A 15,629-nucleotide genomic window follows, 5' to 3' on the forward strand; every position below is an offset into this window, starting at 1 on the left:
GGTTCACCAAAACCATCTTGTGCTTGCGCTTCCTGTTGCCTTGGATTCTCTGCGCGGTGCACCCAACGTCTGAGCGCGTAGCGCGTGGACGGATGTATGACCGCTGCACCGGTCCGGTGTACCGCGCGTTGCCACAGTGGGTCCGCGAGCCAAGCCCCTGTCCACCGTGAGGGCGACACTTACTCTCCAGCGCCAATCCGTTCTTATGCGAGTGATGGACCGTTAGCACTGGCGGTGGGAAGCTGCTTTCTTTGCTTACTTTCTTTGCAGCAGCAAAGAAAGTGAGTCCCGCCCCGGACAGGGGCAGAGCGAATAGACCGCTAAAAAAGCAAGTTCCATCGGAGCACAAGCGCATCAAACGGTGTAAACAAATAACCAAACCAAAGCACCATCTGCAATTCAGCTGAATGATAAACGCTCATAACCCGCTGGGAAAGCGAGTCCCCAGGAAGCCCAAGCTTCCTCCCTCACCCGCCCCCAACATAATCAAACAACGACATCTTCTGAATCTGCGAAAACGCCATCTGCGCACCCTGCAGCGCATTCTGCGTCAACTCATACTGACTGATGGCGCTAACCAGATCGATGCTGGTCAGGTTTTCGAGATCGCTTGAAGCCTGCGTGGAAGCATTGGCCATCGAGCTTTGCGTAGCCGCGACTTCCTGCTCCCGCCCACCGACCGTAGCCTGTGTCGAAAGCACGTTCGTGAACGTGTTACCAATCTTGGTCGTCGCCGTCGTCATGGCGTTGACAAGCGCGGCTTTCTGCTCGGCCGTCCCGGTAGGCTGCTTGAGCGCATTCACCAAATTATCGAGCGTCGCGAAGATGTCCGTTCCGGAAGAAGCCGCCGGCCCCGTCGTGAACGTGTCGCCATCGGCGGGAGAGCCGTCGATCGTCACCTTCTGCCCGCCGAGCGTGATCTCCGTCTTGCCTGTGTACGCAACCGGCGTCGGCGGCGAACCATCGGCCGTCGGCGTGACCGTGTAGCTCTTCGACCCGTCTGAAGCCACCGCGAACTTGATCGTGTAATTGCTCGAATTACCCGCGTTGGTCGGATCGGAAACGCTCACGGGGCTGATCGTGCCCGAACCCGTGTTCGATGAACTCGCCGCCGAAACCGCATCGGCCTGCGCCGCCGACACGCTCTGAAAAATCGACGACCCGGCATCGTTGACGCTCACCGTGCGGTTCTCGCTCAGTTGCACCTGACGCTGCCCAAGATCGCCGCCATAAGTCGCTCCGACGCCCGATGCGTTGTTGCTGAACGGCACCACGCTGCTTTTGTAGCCAGCAAAGATGTAGTTGCCATCCGCATCGGTGGTGTTCGCGAGGCCCATCAGCTGATCGCGATAACCCTGCAATTGATTCGCAAGCGACGTGCGATCGGAGTCGTTGAGCGATCCGTCGCCGATCCGCACCGCCTGCGTCTTGATGCTCTGAAGGACGCTGCTCACGCTGGTGAGCGTCGAGTCCTCGAGCTGCAGCGACGACTGCGCCGACGTCTGGTTCGTCGCGTACTGCGTGAACGCGGAGCTCTTCATGCTGAGCTGTACCGCCTGCGAAGCGCCGAGCGGATCGTCGGATGCGGTGAGAATCCGCTTGCCGGATGAAATCTGCTGATACATCGACGCGAGCGAGCTTTGCTGATCGCTCATCGTCTGGACGTTCATGTTGAAATACTGGGAGCTGGATATGCGCATCGCCGTATGCCTCAGTTGAAGATGCCAAGCAGCGTCTGGAACAACGACGACGCCGTCTGGATCACTTTGCTGTTCGCCTGATAAAGCTGCTGGTACTGCATCAGGTTCGCCGCTTCTTCGTTCAGGTTGACGCCCGACACCGACTGCTGCGCCGCCGTCACCTGGTTGAGCAGCGCCGTCTGCGACGTGCTCGCGCTCTTCATCTGGTTCGTATCGTTACCGATCTGGTTCACGTAGGTCGCGTAAGCGCCCGTGAGCGTATCGGTGCCGCCGTTCATGCTCTTCGTCGTGACGAGGTTCGACATCGCGAGCGCGTTGCTGCCGTCGCTCGTGCCGCCCTTGTTCGGTGCGAGGTTGAACGCGTCCTTGTCCGACGGCGCGCCGGTGATCGTCGCCGTGACCCCGTTCGACGTGACCGTGAGACCCTTCGATGAATCGTAGGGAATCGTCTGCCCCGCCGTGACAACGGACGAATCGGCGAGCGTCACATCGACGTTCGACGTGAAGCCGCCTTTGGTCGAATCGTAGCTGAGGCTGATCGCGCTCGCGGTGTAGCCCGCCACGACCGTCGCCGATGAAATCGATGCCGTGCCGCCGTTGCTGGTCGCCGCCGACGTCACGACAGGCGATGCCGCCGCGATCGCCGCAGGGCTCGAGTTCGAAAGCTTGAAACCGTCGAGCGAGGAGCGGGTCGGCTGGATCGTGAACGAATCTCCGGCCTTCATCGTGCCCGACACGGTGATGTCGAGCCCGTTCAACGTGCCGCTCGTCGCGGGCGCGTTGAAGCTGTCGAGCGCGGCGCCCGACTTGCGGTCCGACAGCGTGTACTTCGAGCCGTCGAAGGAAAGCGTGTAATCGCCGGTCGTCGGCTTCGTCGGATCGTCGAACGAGACACCGAGCGTCGCGTTGCCGGTGTTGCGCGCGTTCGCGTAGATCGTCGGGCTGCCCGCCGAGAACAGCGCGCCGCCAGCATTGCCGTTCAAATCGAGGCCGAGCGAGTTCTGCTGGTTCAACTGCGTGGCGAACGTCGTCGCGATCGCGCCGAGTTGCGCCTGCGCCGGGTCAAGCGTCTGGCTGCGGAAATCGAGCAAGCCGCCGACCGTGCCGCCCGACAATGCGGATTCGTCGATATAGCTGATCTGCGAGGGCGTCTGCGTCGAGCCATCGCTGCTCTTGAACGCGATCGCGAGTTCGCTCGGATCGGACGCCGACGTCACCGCCTGCAATCCATACTGCTTCGCGCCGACGACGAGCGGCTGCCCGTTGCCGATGAACACGTTGTAGTTGCCGTCGGACTGCACGACCTGCACGCCAACCATCGAGCTCAGGTTCTGCACGGCGAGGTCGCGCTGGTCGAGAAGCTGGTTCGGCGGCTGGCCTTGGGCGCTCGCGGAGTTGATCTGCTTGTTGAGGTCCGCGATCTGCTGCGAGTAGCTGTTGATCTGCGTGACGGCGGCCGTCAATTGCGTGTTGACGCTCTGGCGCAACTGGTTGTACTGGCTGCCGGCGGCGTTGATCTGGTCAGCGAGGGTCTGCGCGCTGCTCACGAGCGTCTGGCGCGCGGACGTGCTGCTCGCGGCATTCGCCACCGACTGCATGCCGGTGAAGAACCCGCTGATGCCGGCGGCGATGCCCTTCGTCGGATCACCGACGAGGTTGTTCAACTGGGAGATCAGCGAGTAATACGTATTCGCCGAACTGCTCGCCGACTGCGTGTTGTTCATCTGCGTCGAGAGGTACTGGCTGTACGAACGCGTGACGGACACGCTCTGCACGCCGTTGCCGAGGTAACCGGAGTTCGTGTACTGGCCGGACGCTTCCTGATACGAGACTTTTTCGAGCGAGTAGCCCGGTGTCGCGGCGTTGCTGATGTTCTGTCCCGTGACCGTCAGTCCCCACTGGGCTGCGTTGAGGCCGCTGACGCCGATATTGAATATGTTGTTGGACATGCATTAATCCTGGTGAGACGGCGTCACTTGGCCGCCGCTAGACGAGAACTGTTCTTTATAACGGCCGTTTGTGCGCGAAGTTAAGCGTGCGCGGTACTGCGGCCGGGTTCGGGCGATCTTGCTTTCGCGCTGCGTCCGATGCGAACGCAAGACGCGATACAGCCATTATCGGCAGCGCGGAGCGCAAGCAATTGGGAGAGAAGCGGGGGGATTGGGGGGTAATTCGAGCAATGCCGGCGCGTGTGTCGAGCATGGCAAAAACAAAAGCCGATCGACGCGTGCCGACCGGCTCATCAAGCTAAAACGCCTTCACGTTACGTTACTTCGCGAGCGATCGCCGTTTCATTTCGAGTTGCGTGATCAGGCGCTGAAGCGTGTTCTCAGCCGAGCCCGGCAAGGAAACGAACTTGAAGCCCAGCGTGAAGCGCCTATCACCCTTCGCCGTCGTCTGTTCGCGATGCGACACGAGCCTGAGATCCAGCGTCAGCTTGCCCGGCACGCTGAAATGCAATTCGACGTCAGTCAGCGTGATGCCCATTTCCAGATCCGCGACGCGTTCGTCCATCGTGCGCAGCGCGACGCCGCCCAGCGACAAATCATGCACCTCGAAGCGAAAACGCTCGCCGCTCGGCAGCATTCCGCTGCAGATGTACGGATCGAGCACGGGCGCCTCGACGCGGAAATACTCGCGTCGCTGCATGTAGTAGAGCACCTTCGGAAAATCGACTTCGAACGCCGGACGGCCTTCGAAAGTCGTTTCGCGGGGCGTGCCCGTCGTGAATTCGACGCGCACGCCATCGGGCGCTGCGTGAAAGATCAGCGTCGGCGCGGCAAGCACCACGCCGTTCTGTTCGGCGACGCCACCCCAATCGAAGATGAAGCAGTGCGCCGTCACATCGACGTCGAGCAGGCGCGTGACGATTTGTCCGCCGGCATACTCGGCCGTGAGGAAATCCCCGCGATTGGCGAGGTTGCGCAGTGAAACGCCAACTTCGAGCGGCGTGCGCCGGCCGAAATCGACGGGTTCGGCGTGTTCTTCGTCAGCGACGTGATCGTGCGTCTGGTTGCTATTCATGGTGCGTGCCGTGTTCATTTTGCTCGCGCGCCGCCACGGTTGCAGGCATCGCGCGTCGAACCGGATCAGGTCGATCCGGCACTTCGGTGTTCCTGTTTAGCGGCAAATCCCAAAAAAAATTTAGGGCTTGCCGTAAAAACTTCCAGCTTAATCAGCCACCTCATCGTTACTTCCGACGTAAAACGCTAGCTTTGTCCGACCACCACGCGCGGGCATCTCCCGCGCATTCGGTGCAGGTTCCATCTTCATGCACCAATAAAAGCAATGTGCGCGCCCAGCGTTTCATCAAACGATCTGGCGCATGATGGAAATCAGCTTCTTCGCGTACTGCGGATCGGTGGCGTAGCCAGCCTTCTGCATGCCGTGCGCGAAGCCCGCAGCGTCACGCGAGGCCTCGACGACCGGCGCGTAGCGCGGATTGTTCTTCAGCACGCTCGCGTAGTCGGTCAGGGCATGTTCGTACGAATCATAGGCCCTGAAGCGCTCGACGACCTTTTGCGGCTGGCCGTTCACATATTCCGTCGTCACCGCGCTGACCGTCTTGCCGGTCCAGTCCTTCGTCGCCTTGATGCCGAAGATGTTGTGGCTCGTCGAGCCGTCCGCGTTCTTGATCTCGCGCTTGCCCCAGCCCGATTCAAGCGCCGCCTGGCCGATGATGAAGCGCGCCGGAATGCCCGTCGCCGCGCTCGCGGCCTGCGCCGGCACGGCGAGGCGATCGACGAATGCGTTCACCTTGTCGGTGCCGTTGCCGCGTGCGGGCGGTTCGAGCGAGCTGTTCGCAGTGTAGCCCGTGCCCGACTGAAGCGAATTCGCCTTCGAAGCCGCTGCGCTCGCGTAAGCCTTCGCCATTGCATTCATCGCGGCCATGTTGCCGGCGTTCGCGGTGCCGTCGTCGCCGCCCGAAGAGGCGGAGAGCGTGCTCAGCGCGTTGGCGCCCGCAGCACCGGAAGCACCCGACGCACCCGCATTGCGCATGAGTTGCTTCAGCATCATGTCCGCGACGCCGATCCCCTTCGACGACATCTGCTGCGACATCTGCTGGTCGAGCATCGACGTGAAGGACTTGCTTTCGTTCGAATCGAACGGGCTGTCGGACGGCGTGGCGTCGCGCATGCTCTTCAACATCATCTGCGTGAAGACGGCGTCGAACTGCTTGGCCGCCGCCTTCAGGCCATCTTGCGGCGACGCGTTCGCCTGGGCGCGCATCGCGTCGAAGCCTTGCACGTCGAGGGCAAAGCGATTCGACAAGTTGCCGATCCCGCCGTTCGTGTCGGTGGATGCCAGGGCACTGCTGGCGATACCGCTCGCGTTCGAGTTCATGGGTTGTCGTCCTTAAATGATTTCGAGGTCGGCGCGCAGGGCGCCCGCCGCTTTCATCGATTGCAGAATCGAGATCAGGTCGGCCGGGGTCGCGCCGAGGGCGTTGAGCGCCTTCACGACATCCGCGAGATTCGCGCCCGCCGCGAGCATCTTGAGCGCGCCGCTGTCCTGCTTCAACTGAATCGACGATTCCTTCGCCGCGACCGTCTGTCCGTTCGAGAACGCGCCCGGCTGGCTGACCGCCGTCTTCGTGTTGATGACGACCGACAAATTGCCGTGAGCGACCGCGCAGTTCTGCAGCGTGACCATCTGGTTCATCACGATCGAACCGGTGCGGGCGTTGAGGATTACCTTGGCGGCAGCCTGCGAGGGATGCACGTCGATGTTCTGCAACTGCGCCATGAACGCGACCTGTTGCGACGAATCGGCGGGCGCACGCAACTGGATCGTGCGGCCGTCGAGCGCGAGCGCCGTGCCCATGCCGAACTGGTTGTTCACCGCGCCAACGATCTTCTGCGCCGTGTCGAAATCCATGTCGCGCAGTTCCATCTGCATCGTGCCGCCCGCTTGCGTGACGGCGTTCGGCAGCGCGCGCTCGACGAGCGCGCCACCGGAAATGCGTCCGACCGCGAGCTGGTTCACCTGTACCTTGCTGCCGTTCGCGCTCGCGCCCGCACCGCCGACGACGAGGTTGCCCTGCGCCATCGCGTAGACCTGGCCGTCGGCGCCTTTGAGCGGCGCCATCAGCAGCGTGCCGCCGCGCAGGCTCTTCGCGTTGCCGAGCGACGACACCGTCACGTCGATCGCTTCGCCGGGACGCGCGAACGGCGGCAGCGTGGCCGTCACCATCACGGCGGCGACGTTCTTCAACTGCATGTTCTGCGTGCTCGCCGAGTTCAGCGTGATGCCGAGGTTGCCGAGCATGTTGGTCAAACTTTGCGTCGTGAACGGCGTCTGCATCGTCTGGTCGCCGGTGCCATCGAGACCGACGACGAGGCCGTAGCCGATCAGCGGATTGTCGCGCACGCCCTGGAACACGACGAGGTCCTTCAGGCGTTCGGCGTGGGCCTTTTCGGGCAGCACGGCGGCGACAGCCAGCGCCGCGAGTCCGATGGCGAGGAGTTTGGTCAGGATTTTCATGGTCAGAACGGCGCCAGGTTGAGGAAGAAGCGCTGCAGCCAGCCCATGTTCTGCGCTTCGTCGATATAGCCCTTCGCGGAGTACTCGATCTTCGCGTCCGCGACTTGCGTCGAAAAGACCGTGTTGCTGCCGGAGATGGTCGTCGGGTTCACGACGCCGGAGAAGCGCACGAATTCGTTGCCCTGGTTGATGAGCATCTGTTTTTCACCGCTCACCGCCAGGTTGCCGTTCGGCAGCACGCCGATCACGGTGACGGTCAGCGTGCCGCTGAACGTGTTGGCCGCGCTCGCGCCGCCCGCGGCGGTGAACTTGTTCGCGCCCGTCGCCGACAGATTCGTGTTGTTGAAGAGGCCGCCGAAGATGCCGGGCGAGATAGGCACCGCGAACGAGCCGTTGCCCGCGCGGTTCGTGTTCGCCGCCGACGACTTCGTCGCGTTCACGTTTTCCGAGATCACGATGGTCAGGATGTCGCCGACATTGCGCGGACGCTGGTCTTCGAACAGCGGCCGGCCGGCATAGCCCGCGTTGTAGATCGCGCCCGGCGACTGCGTGTTGAGCGGCGGCGCGGGCGGACGGGCGGTCATCGGCTGCTGGACGATCGGCTCCTTCGGCACGAGGCCGCACGCGGCGAACGACGCGGCGAGCGCGAGGGCCGTGGCGAGACGCGAGAGGCGTACAACTTCGCGGGCAATGGTCTTGATTGGCGACATCTTGGTGATCCGTCTGGTCTTGCGAGGCTCGGGGAGGAGCCTTAAACCTGCATGTTCGAAAGCGTCTGCAACATCTGGTCGGACGTGGTCACGGCCTTGCTGTTGATTTCGTACGCACGCTGCGTCTGGATCATGTTGACCAGTTCCTGCACGACGTTCACGTTCGACGCTTCCACATAACCTTGTTGCAGCGAGCCGGCGCCGTTCAGGCCCGGTTGCGTGACGTTCGGCGCGCCCGACGAACCCGTCTCCGAGAACAGGTTTTCGCCGCGTGCCTCTAGGCCGGCCGGGTTGATGAAGGTCGCGAGCTGCATCGCGCCGACCGTCGTCGCCGCCGTGCTGCCCGGCTGCATGATCGACACCGTGCCGTCCGAGCCGATCGTGATCGACGTCGCGTTTTGCGGAATCGTGATCGCCGGGTTCACCTGATAGCCGCTCGCTGTTACGAGCTGGCCTTGCGCGTTGGTCTGGAACGAGCCGTCACGCGTGTAGGCGGTCGTGCCGTCGGGCATCGTGACCTGGAAGAAGCCCTGGCCGTTGATCGCGACGTCCTTCGAGTTGCCGGTCTGCTGCAGGTTGCCCTGCGTGTAGAGGCGTTCGGTCGCGACTTGCTGCACACCGGTGCCAAGCTGGCTGCCGGAGGCGAGTTCGGTCTGCTGCGTCGAGTTCGCGCCCGGCTGGCGGACGGTCTGGTACAGCAGGTCCTCGAACACCGCGCGCGAGCCCTTGAAGCCGTTCGTGCTGACGTTGGCGAGGTTGTTCGAGATGGTGTCCATCTGCGACTGCTGGGCATTCATGCCGGTCGCGGCGATGTAGAGAGAGCGATTCATGTTTCGTTTCCTGGTGGGCTAGTCAAACTGCTTAGCTGAAGTTGAGCAGCTTGTTCGCCGCCTGTTCGTTCTGGTCCGCGGATTCCATCAGCTTCGTCTGCATCTGGAACTGCCGCGCGTTGCTGATCATCGAGACCATCGCTGCGACCGGATTCACGTTGCTGCCTTCGAGCGATGCCGGTGCCACGACGACGCTCGGATCGGCGTCGGCGGGGTCGCCGCTCGCGGTGCGAAAGAGACCGTCGTCACTGCGCGTGAGCGTCGCCGGATCGGGGTTCACGAGCTTCAGCTGATCGACGGTGGCGATCGCGGTCGGCGGATCGCCCGGGATCAGCGCGGAGACCGTGCCGTCCTTGCCGATCGTGACTTCCGCCCCCGGCGGCACGGAGAGCGGACCGCCGTTGCCGAGCACCGGCAGGTTGTTCGCCGTGACGAGCTGGCCGTTCTGGTCGACGTGCAGGTTGCCGGCACGCGTGTACGCTTCGCTGCCGTCGGCGGCCTGCACGGAGAGCCAGCCCGGACCCTGGATCGCGACGTCGAGCGGGTTGCCGGTCTGCTGGATCGGCCCCGCGGTGTAGTCGGCAGTCGGCGTCGACGACAGCACGAAGGTGCGCGTGGTGCCGTCGGCCGATTCGTTCTCGAACGACATCGGCACCGAGCGGAACGCGGCGAGCTGCGCGCGAAAACCCGTCGTCGATGCGTTCGCGAGGTTGTTGGCCACGACGCTCTGCTGCTCCAGCGCCTGTGAGGCGCCGGTCATCGCGGTGTAGATCAGACGGTCCATGAATGGCTCTCTCTAGTGTCGCCGTGCGTGTTACAGGTTCATCAGCGTCTGGTCGACGGTCTGCTGCGTCTTGATCGTCTGCGCGTTCGCCTGATAGTTGCGCTGCGCGGTGATCAGGTTCACGAGCTCGCTCGTCAGGTCGACGTTGGAGTTCTCCACCGCGCCGCCTTGCAGCGTGCCGTGGTTGGTCGAGCCCGGCACCGACACCTGCGGCGCGCCGGACGCCGACGTCTGCGCGAACACGTTGCCGCCGAGGTTCTGCAGGCCGTTCTGGTTGTTGAAGTTCGCGATCGCGATCTGGCCGAGCGCCTGCGTCTTGCCGTTCGAGTAATTGCCCGTCAGCATGCCGTCCGTGCCGACCGAGAAGCCCGTCAGTTCGCCCGACGTGTAGCCGTCCTGCACCACGTTCGTCAGGCCGCTCTTCGCGCCGTATTGCGTCGTGCCGGTGAAGTCCATCGTCATCGTCTGGTTCGTCGCGCCGCCGTCGGCGCCGTTCGGAATCGAGAACGAGAACTTGCTGCCCGAGGTCAGGTTGCCCGACGAATCGAACGTAACCGTGCCGATCAGGCCGTTGGTCGCCGTGGAGGGCGCCGTCGCCGGAACCGGCTGGACCGGATCGCCGTAGCCCGCGTACGCGTTCCACGAGCCGGTCGAGTTCTTCGCGAAATACACCGACACCTTCTGCGTGCCGCCGAGCGTGTCGAACACATCGACCGACGTCGACGTGTTGTAGCTCGTCGAGTCGCTCACGCTGAACGCGTTGGTCTTGACGTCGTCCTGCGAATTCAGGTTGAACGCGGTCGTGACGTTTTTCGTCACCGACGGCGCGATGTTCGAGGTCGGCACGGTCAACGGCACGGTGCTCGCGCTGTTGACGACGCCCTTCGAGTCCGCTGCGTAGCCCATTAGTTGAAGGCCCGCGCTGTTGACGATCTTGCCGGTGTTGTCGAGGTGGAACACGCCGTTACGCGAGTACACGGTCGAACCGTTGCTCGACAACTGATAGAAGCCGTTGCCGTTGATCGCGACGTCGAGCGCCTGGTTGGTCGTCGTGATCGTGCCTTGCGAGAACTGCTGCTGCACTTCGGAAAGGCGCGAGCCGATGCCGGTCTGGTTGCTGACCGCGGTCGCCATCGAGCTGGCGTACATGTCGGCGAATTGCGCCGCGCCTTGCTTGAAGCCAACCGTGTTCGCGTTCGCGATGTTGTTGCCGATGACGTCGAGATCGCTCGATGCGCCCGACAATCCGCTCAAAGCCTGTTGGTAACCCATGACGGTCTCCGGAAATTCGTTGAGTTGGTGTTAAAGGATCGACGCGACGCCGGTCAGCGCGACCGTCTTGCCGTTCGCGAGCTTGAGGCCCGGCGTGCCGTCCGTCTGCTGCACGACGCTTTGCACTTGCGATGCCGCGAGCGTCGGCGCCGTGGCGGCCTGGCCGTTGATCGTGCCCGTCGCGCTGATCGTGTAGGTGCCGTCGGCGAGCGTGTTGCCCTTCGAGTCGACCGGCGTCCAGCCGTTGACCGGCACGACACCCGCCGATTGCGCGCCGAGCTTGATCGTGTTCACGATCTCGCCGGCCTTGTTCTTCACGTTGATGTTCAGGTCGCTCACGTCGTTCGCGAGTTGCACACCGAAGCTCGAAGAAGCGCCCTTCGTTACCGTCACGTCGCTGCCCGTCGCGAGCACCGTCGAGCCGATCAAAAGCGCTGCCTGCGTCGACTGGCCAGCGGACAGTTGCGTCGCGAGCGAGCTGAGCGACGTGTTCAACTGGCCGATGCCCGTCACCGTGTTGATCTGCGCGAGCTGCGAGGTCATCTGCGAGCTGTCGGCGGGGTTGGTCGGGTCCTGGTTCTTCATCTGCGTCACGAGCAGCGTGAGGAACGTGTTCTGCAGGTCCGACGCGGACTGCGCGCCGGTTTTCGACGAGGTCGTCGAAGTCGACGACGACGAAGTGCCGTTCATGGTGTCGAGCAGCGTTTGCGACACGGTGGTGCCGTTGCTGCCGATCGTGGTGTTGGTGGTCACGGTGGTTGTCCTCAGGGTCCGTTTCAGGTGCCGATCGTCAGGGTTTTCAGCATCAGTTGCTTGGCGGTATTGAGCGTCTCGACGTTTGCCTGATACGAGCGCGACGCGGAAATCATGTTGACCATTTCCTGCACCGGATCGACGTTCGGCAACGTCACATAGCCGTCCGGGTTCGCTGCAGGGTTGCTCGGGTCGTAGCTGGTCTTCATCGGCGTCGGGTCGTCGATCACGCCGGTGACCTGCACGCCGCCGACCTGCTGGCCGGACGCCGTGCGCGCGCCGCCGAGCGGATCGACCGCGAACACGACCTGCTTCGCCTTGTACGGCTGGCCGTCGGGGCCGGTCGTGCTGTCGGCGTTCGCGAGGTTCGAGGCGGTCACGTTCAGGCGCTGCGCCTGGGCGGACATCGCCGAGCCCGCTACGTTGAAGATGTTCATGAGGGATGGCATGGCTTGTCTCTCGCTTAGGTGTTCGTCGTGATCGCGGACAGCATCGACTTGATCTGGCCCGAGATGACTGTCATGCCGGCTTCGAAGTGCAGCGCGTTGTCGGCGAACTGGACGCGCTCGCGGTCGAGGTCGACCGTGTTGCCGTCAAGCGACGGCTGAGCGGGCACGCGGTACGCGAGGCGGCCGTAGTCGTCGGCCGAGCCGCCCGTCGTCTGGAGCGTCGCCGTGCCGGCCATGTGGCCGCGCGCGGTCGTCGCCATCGACATGCCGCTCGACACGCTGACCGGCTGCGCCATCGCGAGCGGTGCGGTGTTGGAGGCGCCGCTGCCGGCGGTGGTGGCGCCGGTTTTCTTCAGCGCGCCGGCGAGCGAGCTCGCGAAGTCGACGTCGCGGGCCTTGTAGCCCGGCGTGTCGGCGTTCGCGATATTCGACGACAGCAGTTCCTGGCGGTATGCGCGCACGTCGAGCGCTTCACGGCCGAACGCGAGTGCCTGATCGAGTTTGTCCAGCATTCCCGGTTGCTCCTTTGGCGTTACGTCTTGCTGCCACGCGGCTCACAAGACCTTTTTGCATGACACGCATCTTAGGAGCGCAGCGCAAGAAGCAATCTGACGAATAGCCGGGGAAGCGGGCCTCTATTCGGGGCTTGAGCGCGGCGGGGGATATCTAGAATTCTTTTCGTGGCTTTTTATGGTTTTCGTGGCGTGTTTTTGCGTCGCGGAGCGGGGCCGCGAGGTTTTTCGATGAAATCTGGTCTGGCCGCTGGGCCGAGGAGAATTGCAATGAGCAGGTCCGCACCGCACCGCGCGACAACCCGTGCGCGGGTCGCGCCCCTCCTCCGGTCGATGTTTTCAGCGGCGGGCGGCGTCGCGCTGGCGTTCGGCGTCGCGGGGCAAGCCATCGCGCAGGAAGACGGCCCGATCGCGATTCCCGGCAACGCCGAGACGAATCCGGCAGCCGTCGCGGCGATGGCGCAGCGGGTGGCGATGTCGGCGCCTTCGTCGACGGCGATGAACGCCGCGCGTCCGCGCGGTTACGCCGCCGCGACCAGTGCCGCCGATGCCGCGATGCAAAGCGCCGCGCGCGCCCTCGACGCCCACGCCGACGCCGCCGACGATTCGATGTCGGACGCAAGCGGGATGATCGTGATTCCGGGACCGGGCGAGGCGAAACCTGCGGCGCCTGCTGTTAACAATATGTCTGCGGCGCGCGTTGCTGCGCCGTCGAGCGCGATGAGCGCGTCGAGCCTGCCGCGCGTGCAGACGGCGAACGCATCGCGCGACGTGATGCCGGTCGTCGTCGTGCCGGAAAGCGCGACGCCTGCCGCGCGCGGTGCAGCGGCCCGGCCGATCGCGGCGGCATCCGCGGCGCCGGTTGCAGCGCGTGCCGGTGCGGCGAGCGTTGCTCAAGCTTCAGCGCCCGCCGCTCCAGCCGCCGGCACGCAGGACACCGACGCCATCCGCGCCGCCGCCCTCGCCTTCCTGCAACAGCAGACGGCGGGCCTTCCCGGCAAGCCTGAGATCACGGTGACGCCGGTTTTCCCGCGCGGACTCGCGCCCTGCACGTCGCTCGATCCGTTCATGCCGACCGGCGCGCGCCTCTGGGGCCGTACGACCGTCGGCGTGCGCTGCACGGGCGAGCGCCCGTGGACGCTTTATTTGCAAGTCCGCATCTCGATCAACGCGACGTATTACCTCGCCTCACGTGCCATCGCGCCGGGCGAAGTGCTGACGAGTGCCGATCTCCTCGCCCGCGAAGGCGACCTCACCGCGATGCCGCAAGCCGTCATCACCGATCCGACGCAGGCGGTGGGCGCGGTGGCGCTCTCGCGCGTCCCGGCGGGGCTGCCGCTGCGCACGGACATGCTGAGGAGCGCGGCGTCGGTATCGATCGGGCAGAACGTGCACGTCGTCGCCGACGGCACGGGCTTCTCCATCTCCGCCGACGGCGCCGCGATGAACAATGCGGCGCCCGGCCAGCAGGTCCGTGTGAAAACGTCGACGGGACAGATCATTACCGGCGTCGTGAAGGACAGCCAGACGGTGGAAATCCGTCTCTGAGGCGGCGTGCAAAAGCGCCTTGAGCCCCGAAATGTGGGCCACCGCGCAAATGTTTCAATTTGTTGCAATTGGTTTCAATTCGCCGAAAGCCCCGCCGGATAAGGCTGAGCGGGAAGCGACCCCGGACCGGTCCGGTTCTGAAGGTGGAGTAGGGTTAAGTTTTTACATCGCCCCGCCGATAAAAGGATCAACTAGCTCGGGAAGACACATCGTGAAAATCGATTCGAATAGCAGCACCACTCTGGCAGCCCTTCACGAAGGGTCGCAACGCGCATCGCAAGCCGGTGCCAACGGCACGACCGGCGCCGCGAGCGTCACGCAGCAGTCGGGCACGACGGGCGCGCAGCAATCGACGGTGAGCCTCTCGCCGCTGTCGACGGATCTGCGTGCATCGAACGCGTCGGACATCGACCAGGCGAAGGTCGCGTCGATCAAGGCCGCGCTGAATGACGGCAGCCTGAAGTTCGACTCGGGCAAGATCGCCGACGGCATGCTGAGCAACGCGCGCGAGCTGCTGCAAACGAGAACCCCGCCGACCGGCGGTTGAGCAGAGCGTTTCGCGTGAACGCGCGAAACCTCTCGCATCGTCGAACGACGGTGCCGCCGGGCGGCTTTTTTAGACCCTGACCGTGAATTCACGGTCGAGCGATTTACTTAGCGAGTCGCCATGAAAGACGCCCTGCTTGCCACTGTTATCGAAGAACTCGCCGCCGTCGAGGCGTTCGAGTCCCTGCTCGCGTTCGAGGAAAGAGCGCTGATCGCGGCATCGCCGCTGGATTCGCTGCCCACGATCATCGAGCAGAAAACCGCATCGACCGAGAAGATCGCCGAGCTGGAAAAGGCGCGTGATGCGCAGCTTGCTTCGCTTGGTTTTGCCGCCGGGTTTGTTGGGATGGAAGCGTCGGTGGTCGGCGACGAACGGCTCGCCGAGCAGTGGAAGCTGCTGCGGGCCGCCGCGACGCGCGCGAAGCAGGCGAACAACAACAACGGCGTGCTGATCCGTACCCGGATGGATTACAACCGGCGCGCGCTGGCTGAACTCAAGGTCGCGCCGGCGAAGTCGGGGTTTTATGGGCCCGACGGGCGGGTGCCCGGGGTGATGGGGCTCTGAGCGGCTCCGCTGGCGCTTGGGGTCGGTGTTTGTTTCAACCGTTCGATGCGCTTAGGCTTCTAGCTAGGGAACTTGCTTTCTTAGCGGTCTATTTGCTCTGCCCCTGTCCGGGGGGCTTACTTTCTTTGCTCAAGGTTCGACGCTGGCGCTTGGGGCGGTTGTTTGCTTAAACCGTTTGATGCGTTCATGCTCCGATGAAACTTGCTTCCTTAGCGGTCTATTAGCTCTGCCCCTGTCCGGGGCGGGACTCACTTTCTTTGCTGCTGCAAAGAAAGTAAGCAAAGAAAGCAGCTTCCCACCGCCAAAACTAACAATCCACCACGAGCGTTTGATTGGGACTGGCGCTGGAGAGTAAGTGTCGCCCTCACGGTAGAACCGGGCTTGGCTCGCGGACCCACTGCGTCAACGCGCACTTCCTCGGAGTGGTATGCACTCCGTTTAGCTCCGTCCTCGCTTCGCTCCGACGTGGGGTTCAC

At 63.7% G+C, this 15,629-nt stretch carries 15 protein-coding genes; 3 read left to right on the forward strand and 12 right to left on the reverse strand.

Annotation, left to right across the window (positions count from 1 at the left end; all coding sequences use genetic code 11):
• Nucleotides 1-467 precede the first annotated feature (467 nt).
• The 12 genes from flgL to flgB form a co-directional block, all read right to left on the reverse strand.
• Complete coding sequence (flgL, locus tag AWB65_RS32355; RefSeq protein WP_087670911.1) at nucleotides 468-1,700, reverse strand: flagellar hook-associated protein FlgL; 1,233 nt, start codon at nucleotides 1,698-1,700, stop codon at nucleotides 468-470.
• A gap of 11 nt (nucleotides 1,701-1,711) precedes the next feature.
• Nucleotides 1,712-3,649, reverse strand: a complete 1,938-nt coding sequence (gene flgK / locus AWB65_RS32360) for a flagellar hook-associated protein FlgK (RefSeq protein WP_087670912.1) — start codon at nucleotides 3,647-3,649, stop codon at nucleotides 1,712-1,714.
• Between the two features lie 319 nt (nucleotides 3,650-3,968).
• A complete protein-coding gene (locus tag AWB65_RS32365; protein ID WP_087670921.1) occupies nucleotides 3,969-4,724 on the reverse strand; it encodes a flagellar brake protein in 756 nt (251 codons plus the stop codon).
• A gap of 285 nt (nucleotides 4,725-5,009) precedes the next feature.
• A complete protein-coding gene (gene flgJ / locus AWB65_RS32370; protein ID WP_087670913.1) occupies nucleotides 5,010-6,044 on the reverse strand; it encodes a flagellar assembly peptidoglycan hydrolase FlgJ in 1,035 nt (344 codons plus the stop codon).
• A 12-nt stretch (nucleotides 6,045-6,056) separates the two neighbouring features.
• Complete coding sequence (locus AWB65_RS32375) at nucleotides 6,057-7,184, reverse strand: flagellar basal body P-ring protein FlgI (RefSeq protein WP_235007958.1); 1,128 nt, start codon at nucleotides 7,182-7,184, stop codon at nucleotides 6,057-6,059.
• 2 nt (nucleotides 7,185-7,186) lie between these two features.
• Entirely contained in the window at nucleotides 7,187-7,894 is a 708-nt protein-coding gene (locus AWB65_RS32380; RefSeq protein ID WP_087670914.1) for a flagellar basal body L-ring protein FlgH, read from the reverse strand.
• 41 nt (nucleotides 7,895-7,935) lie between these two features.
• The gene (gene flgG, locus AWB65_RS32385) at nucleotides 7,936-8,724 is read right to left on the reverse strand and encodes a flagellar basal-body rod protein FlgG (protein WP_087656810.1); all 789 of its coding nucleotides are present in this window, start codon (nucleotides 8,722-8,724) and stop codon (nucleotides 7,936-7,938) included.
• Nucleotides 8,725-8,755: 31 nt separating this feature from the next.
• A complete protein-coding gene (flgF, locus tag AWB65_RS32390; protein WP_087670915.1) occupies nucleotides 8,756-9,508 on the reverse strand; it encodes a flagellar basal-body rod protein FlgF in 753 nt (250 codons plus the stop codon).
• Between the two features lie 30 nt (nucleotides 9,509-9,538).
• Complete coding sequence (gene flgE, locus AWB65_RS32395) at nucleotides 9,539-10,780, reverse strand: flagellar hook protein FlgE (RefSeq protein ID WP_087670916.1); 1,242 nt, start codon at nucleotides 10,778-10,780, stop codon at nucleotides 9,539-9,541.
• Nucleotides 10,781-10,810: 30 nt separating this feature from the next.
• Nucleotides 10,811-11,533 carry a flagellar hook assembly protein FlgD gene (locus tag AWB65_RS32400; protein WP_087670917.1) on the reverse strand — a complete coding sequence of 241 codons (723 nt, stop codon included), beginning with the start codon at nucleotides 11,531-11,533 and terminating at the stop codon, nucleotides 10,811-10,813.
• A 23-nt stretch (nucleotides 11,534-11,556) separates the two neighbouring features.
• Complete coding sequence (gene flgC / locus AWB65_RS32405; protein ID WP_087656814.1) at nucleotides 11,557-11,982, reverse strand: flagellar basal body rod protein FlgC; 426 nt, start codon at nucleotides 11,980-11,982, stop codon at nucleotides 11,557-11,559.
• Between the two features lie 14 nt (nucleotides 11,983-11,996).
• Nucleotides 11,997-12,494, reverse strand: coding sequence for a flagellar basal body rod protein FlgB (gene flgB / locus AWB65_RS32410; protein WP_087670918.1), 498 nt, complete (start codon nucleotides 12,492-12,494; stop codon nucleotides 11,997-11,999).
• A gap of 270 nt (nucleotides 12,495-12,764) precedes the next feature.
• On the opposite strand from flgB, the gene flgA reads away from it, so the two are divergent.
• The 3 genes from flgA (at nucleotide 12,765) to AWB65_RS32425 (ending at nucleotide 15,153) form a co-directional block, all read left to right on the forward strand.
• Nucleotides 12,765-14,042 carry a flagellar basal body P-ring formation chaperone FlgA gene (gene flgA, locus AWB65_RS32415; protein WP_200821854.1) on the forward strand — a complete coding sequence of 426 codons (1,278 nt, stop codon included), beginning with the start codon at nucleotides 12,765-12,767 and terminating at the stop codon, nucleotides 14,040-14,042.
• Nucleotides 14,043-14,253: 211 nt separating this feature from the next.
• Nucleotides 14,254-14,589 carry a flagellar biosynthesis anti-sigma factor FlgM gene (gene flgM / locus AWB65_RS32420; protein WP_235007960.1) on the forward strand — a complete coding sequence of 112 codons (336 nt, stop codon included), beginning with the start codon at nucleotides 14,254-14,256 and terminating at the stop codon, nucleotides 14,587-14,589.
• A gap of 120 nt (nucleotides 14,590-14,709) precedes the next feature.
• Complete coding sequence (locus AWB65_RS32425; protein ID WP_087670920.1) at nucleotides 14,710-15,153, forward strand: flagellar protein FlgN; 444 nt, start codon at nucleotides 14,710-14,712, stop codon at nucleotides 15,151-15,153.
• Nucleotides 15,154-15,629 lie beyond the last annotated feature (476 nt).

Origin of the sequence: Caballeronia humi (assembly GCF_001544475.1) — a bacterium.
GTDB classification, from domain to species: domain Bacteria; phylum Pseudomonadota; class Gammaproteobacteria; order Burkholderiales; family Burkholderiaceae; genus Caballeronia; species Caballeronia humi.

Excerpts from the sequence above, each read along its gene's own strand:
- flgL (WP_087670911.1), bottom strand. The coding sequence starts at position 1,700 with ATGCGCATATCCAGCTCCCAGTATTTCAACATGAACGTCCAGACGATG.
- flgK (WP_087670912.1), bottom strand. The coding sequence starts at position 3,649 with ATGTCCAACAACATATTCAATATCGGCGTCAGCGGCCTCAACGCAGCC.
- AWB65_RS32365 (WP_087670921.1), bottom strand. The coding sequence starts at position 4,724 with ATGAATAGCAACCAGACGCACGATCACGTCGCTGACGAAGAACACGCC.
- flgJ (WP_087670913.1), bottom strand. The coding sequence starts at position 6,044 with ATGAACTCGAACGCGAGCGGTATCGCCAGCAGTGCCCTGGCATCCACC.
- AWB65_RS32375 (WP_235007958.1), bottom strand. The coding sequence starts at position 7,184 with ATGAAAATCCTGACCAAACTCCTCGCCATCGGACTCGCGGCGCTGGCT.
- AWB65_RS32380 (WP_087670914.1), bottom strand. The coding sequence starts at position 7,894 with ATGTCGCCAATCAAGACCATTGCCCGCGAAGTTGTACGCCTCTCGCGT.
- flgG (WP_087656810.1), bottom strand. The coding sequence starts at position 8,724 with ATGAATCGCTCTCTCTACATCGCCGCGACCGGCATGAATGCCCAGCAG.
- flgF (WP_087670915.1), bottom strand. The coding sequence starts at position 9,508 with ATGGACCGTCTGATCTACACCGCGATGACCGGCGCCTCACAGGCGCTG.
- flgE (WP_087670916.1), bottom strand. The coding sequence starts at position 10,780 with ATGGGTTACCAACAGGCTTTGAGCGGATTGTCGGGCGCATCGAGCGAT.
- flgC (WP_087656814.1), bottom strand. The coding sequence starts at position 11,982 with ATGCCATCCCTCATGAACATCTTCAACGTAGCGGGCTCGGCGATGTCC.
- flgB (WP_087670918.1), bottom strand. The coding sequence starts at position 12,494 with ATGCTGGACAAACTCGATCAGGCACTCGCGTTCGGCCGTGAAGCGCTC.
- flgA (WP_200821854.1), top strand. The coding sequence starts at position 12,765 with ATGAGCAGGTCCGCACCGCACCGCGCGACAACCCGTGCGCGGGTCGCG.
- AWB65_RS32425 (WP_087670920.1), top strand. The coding sequence starts at position 14,710 with ATGAAAGACGCCCTGCTTGCCACTGTTATCGAAGAACTCGCCGCCGTC.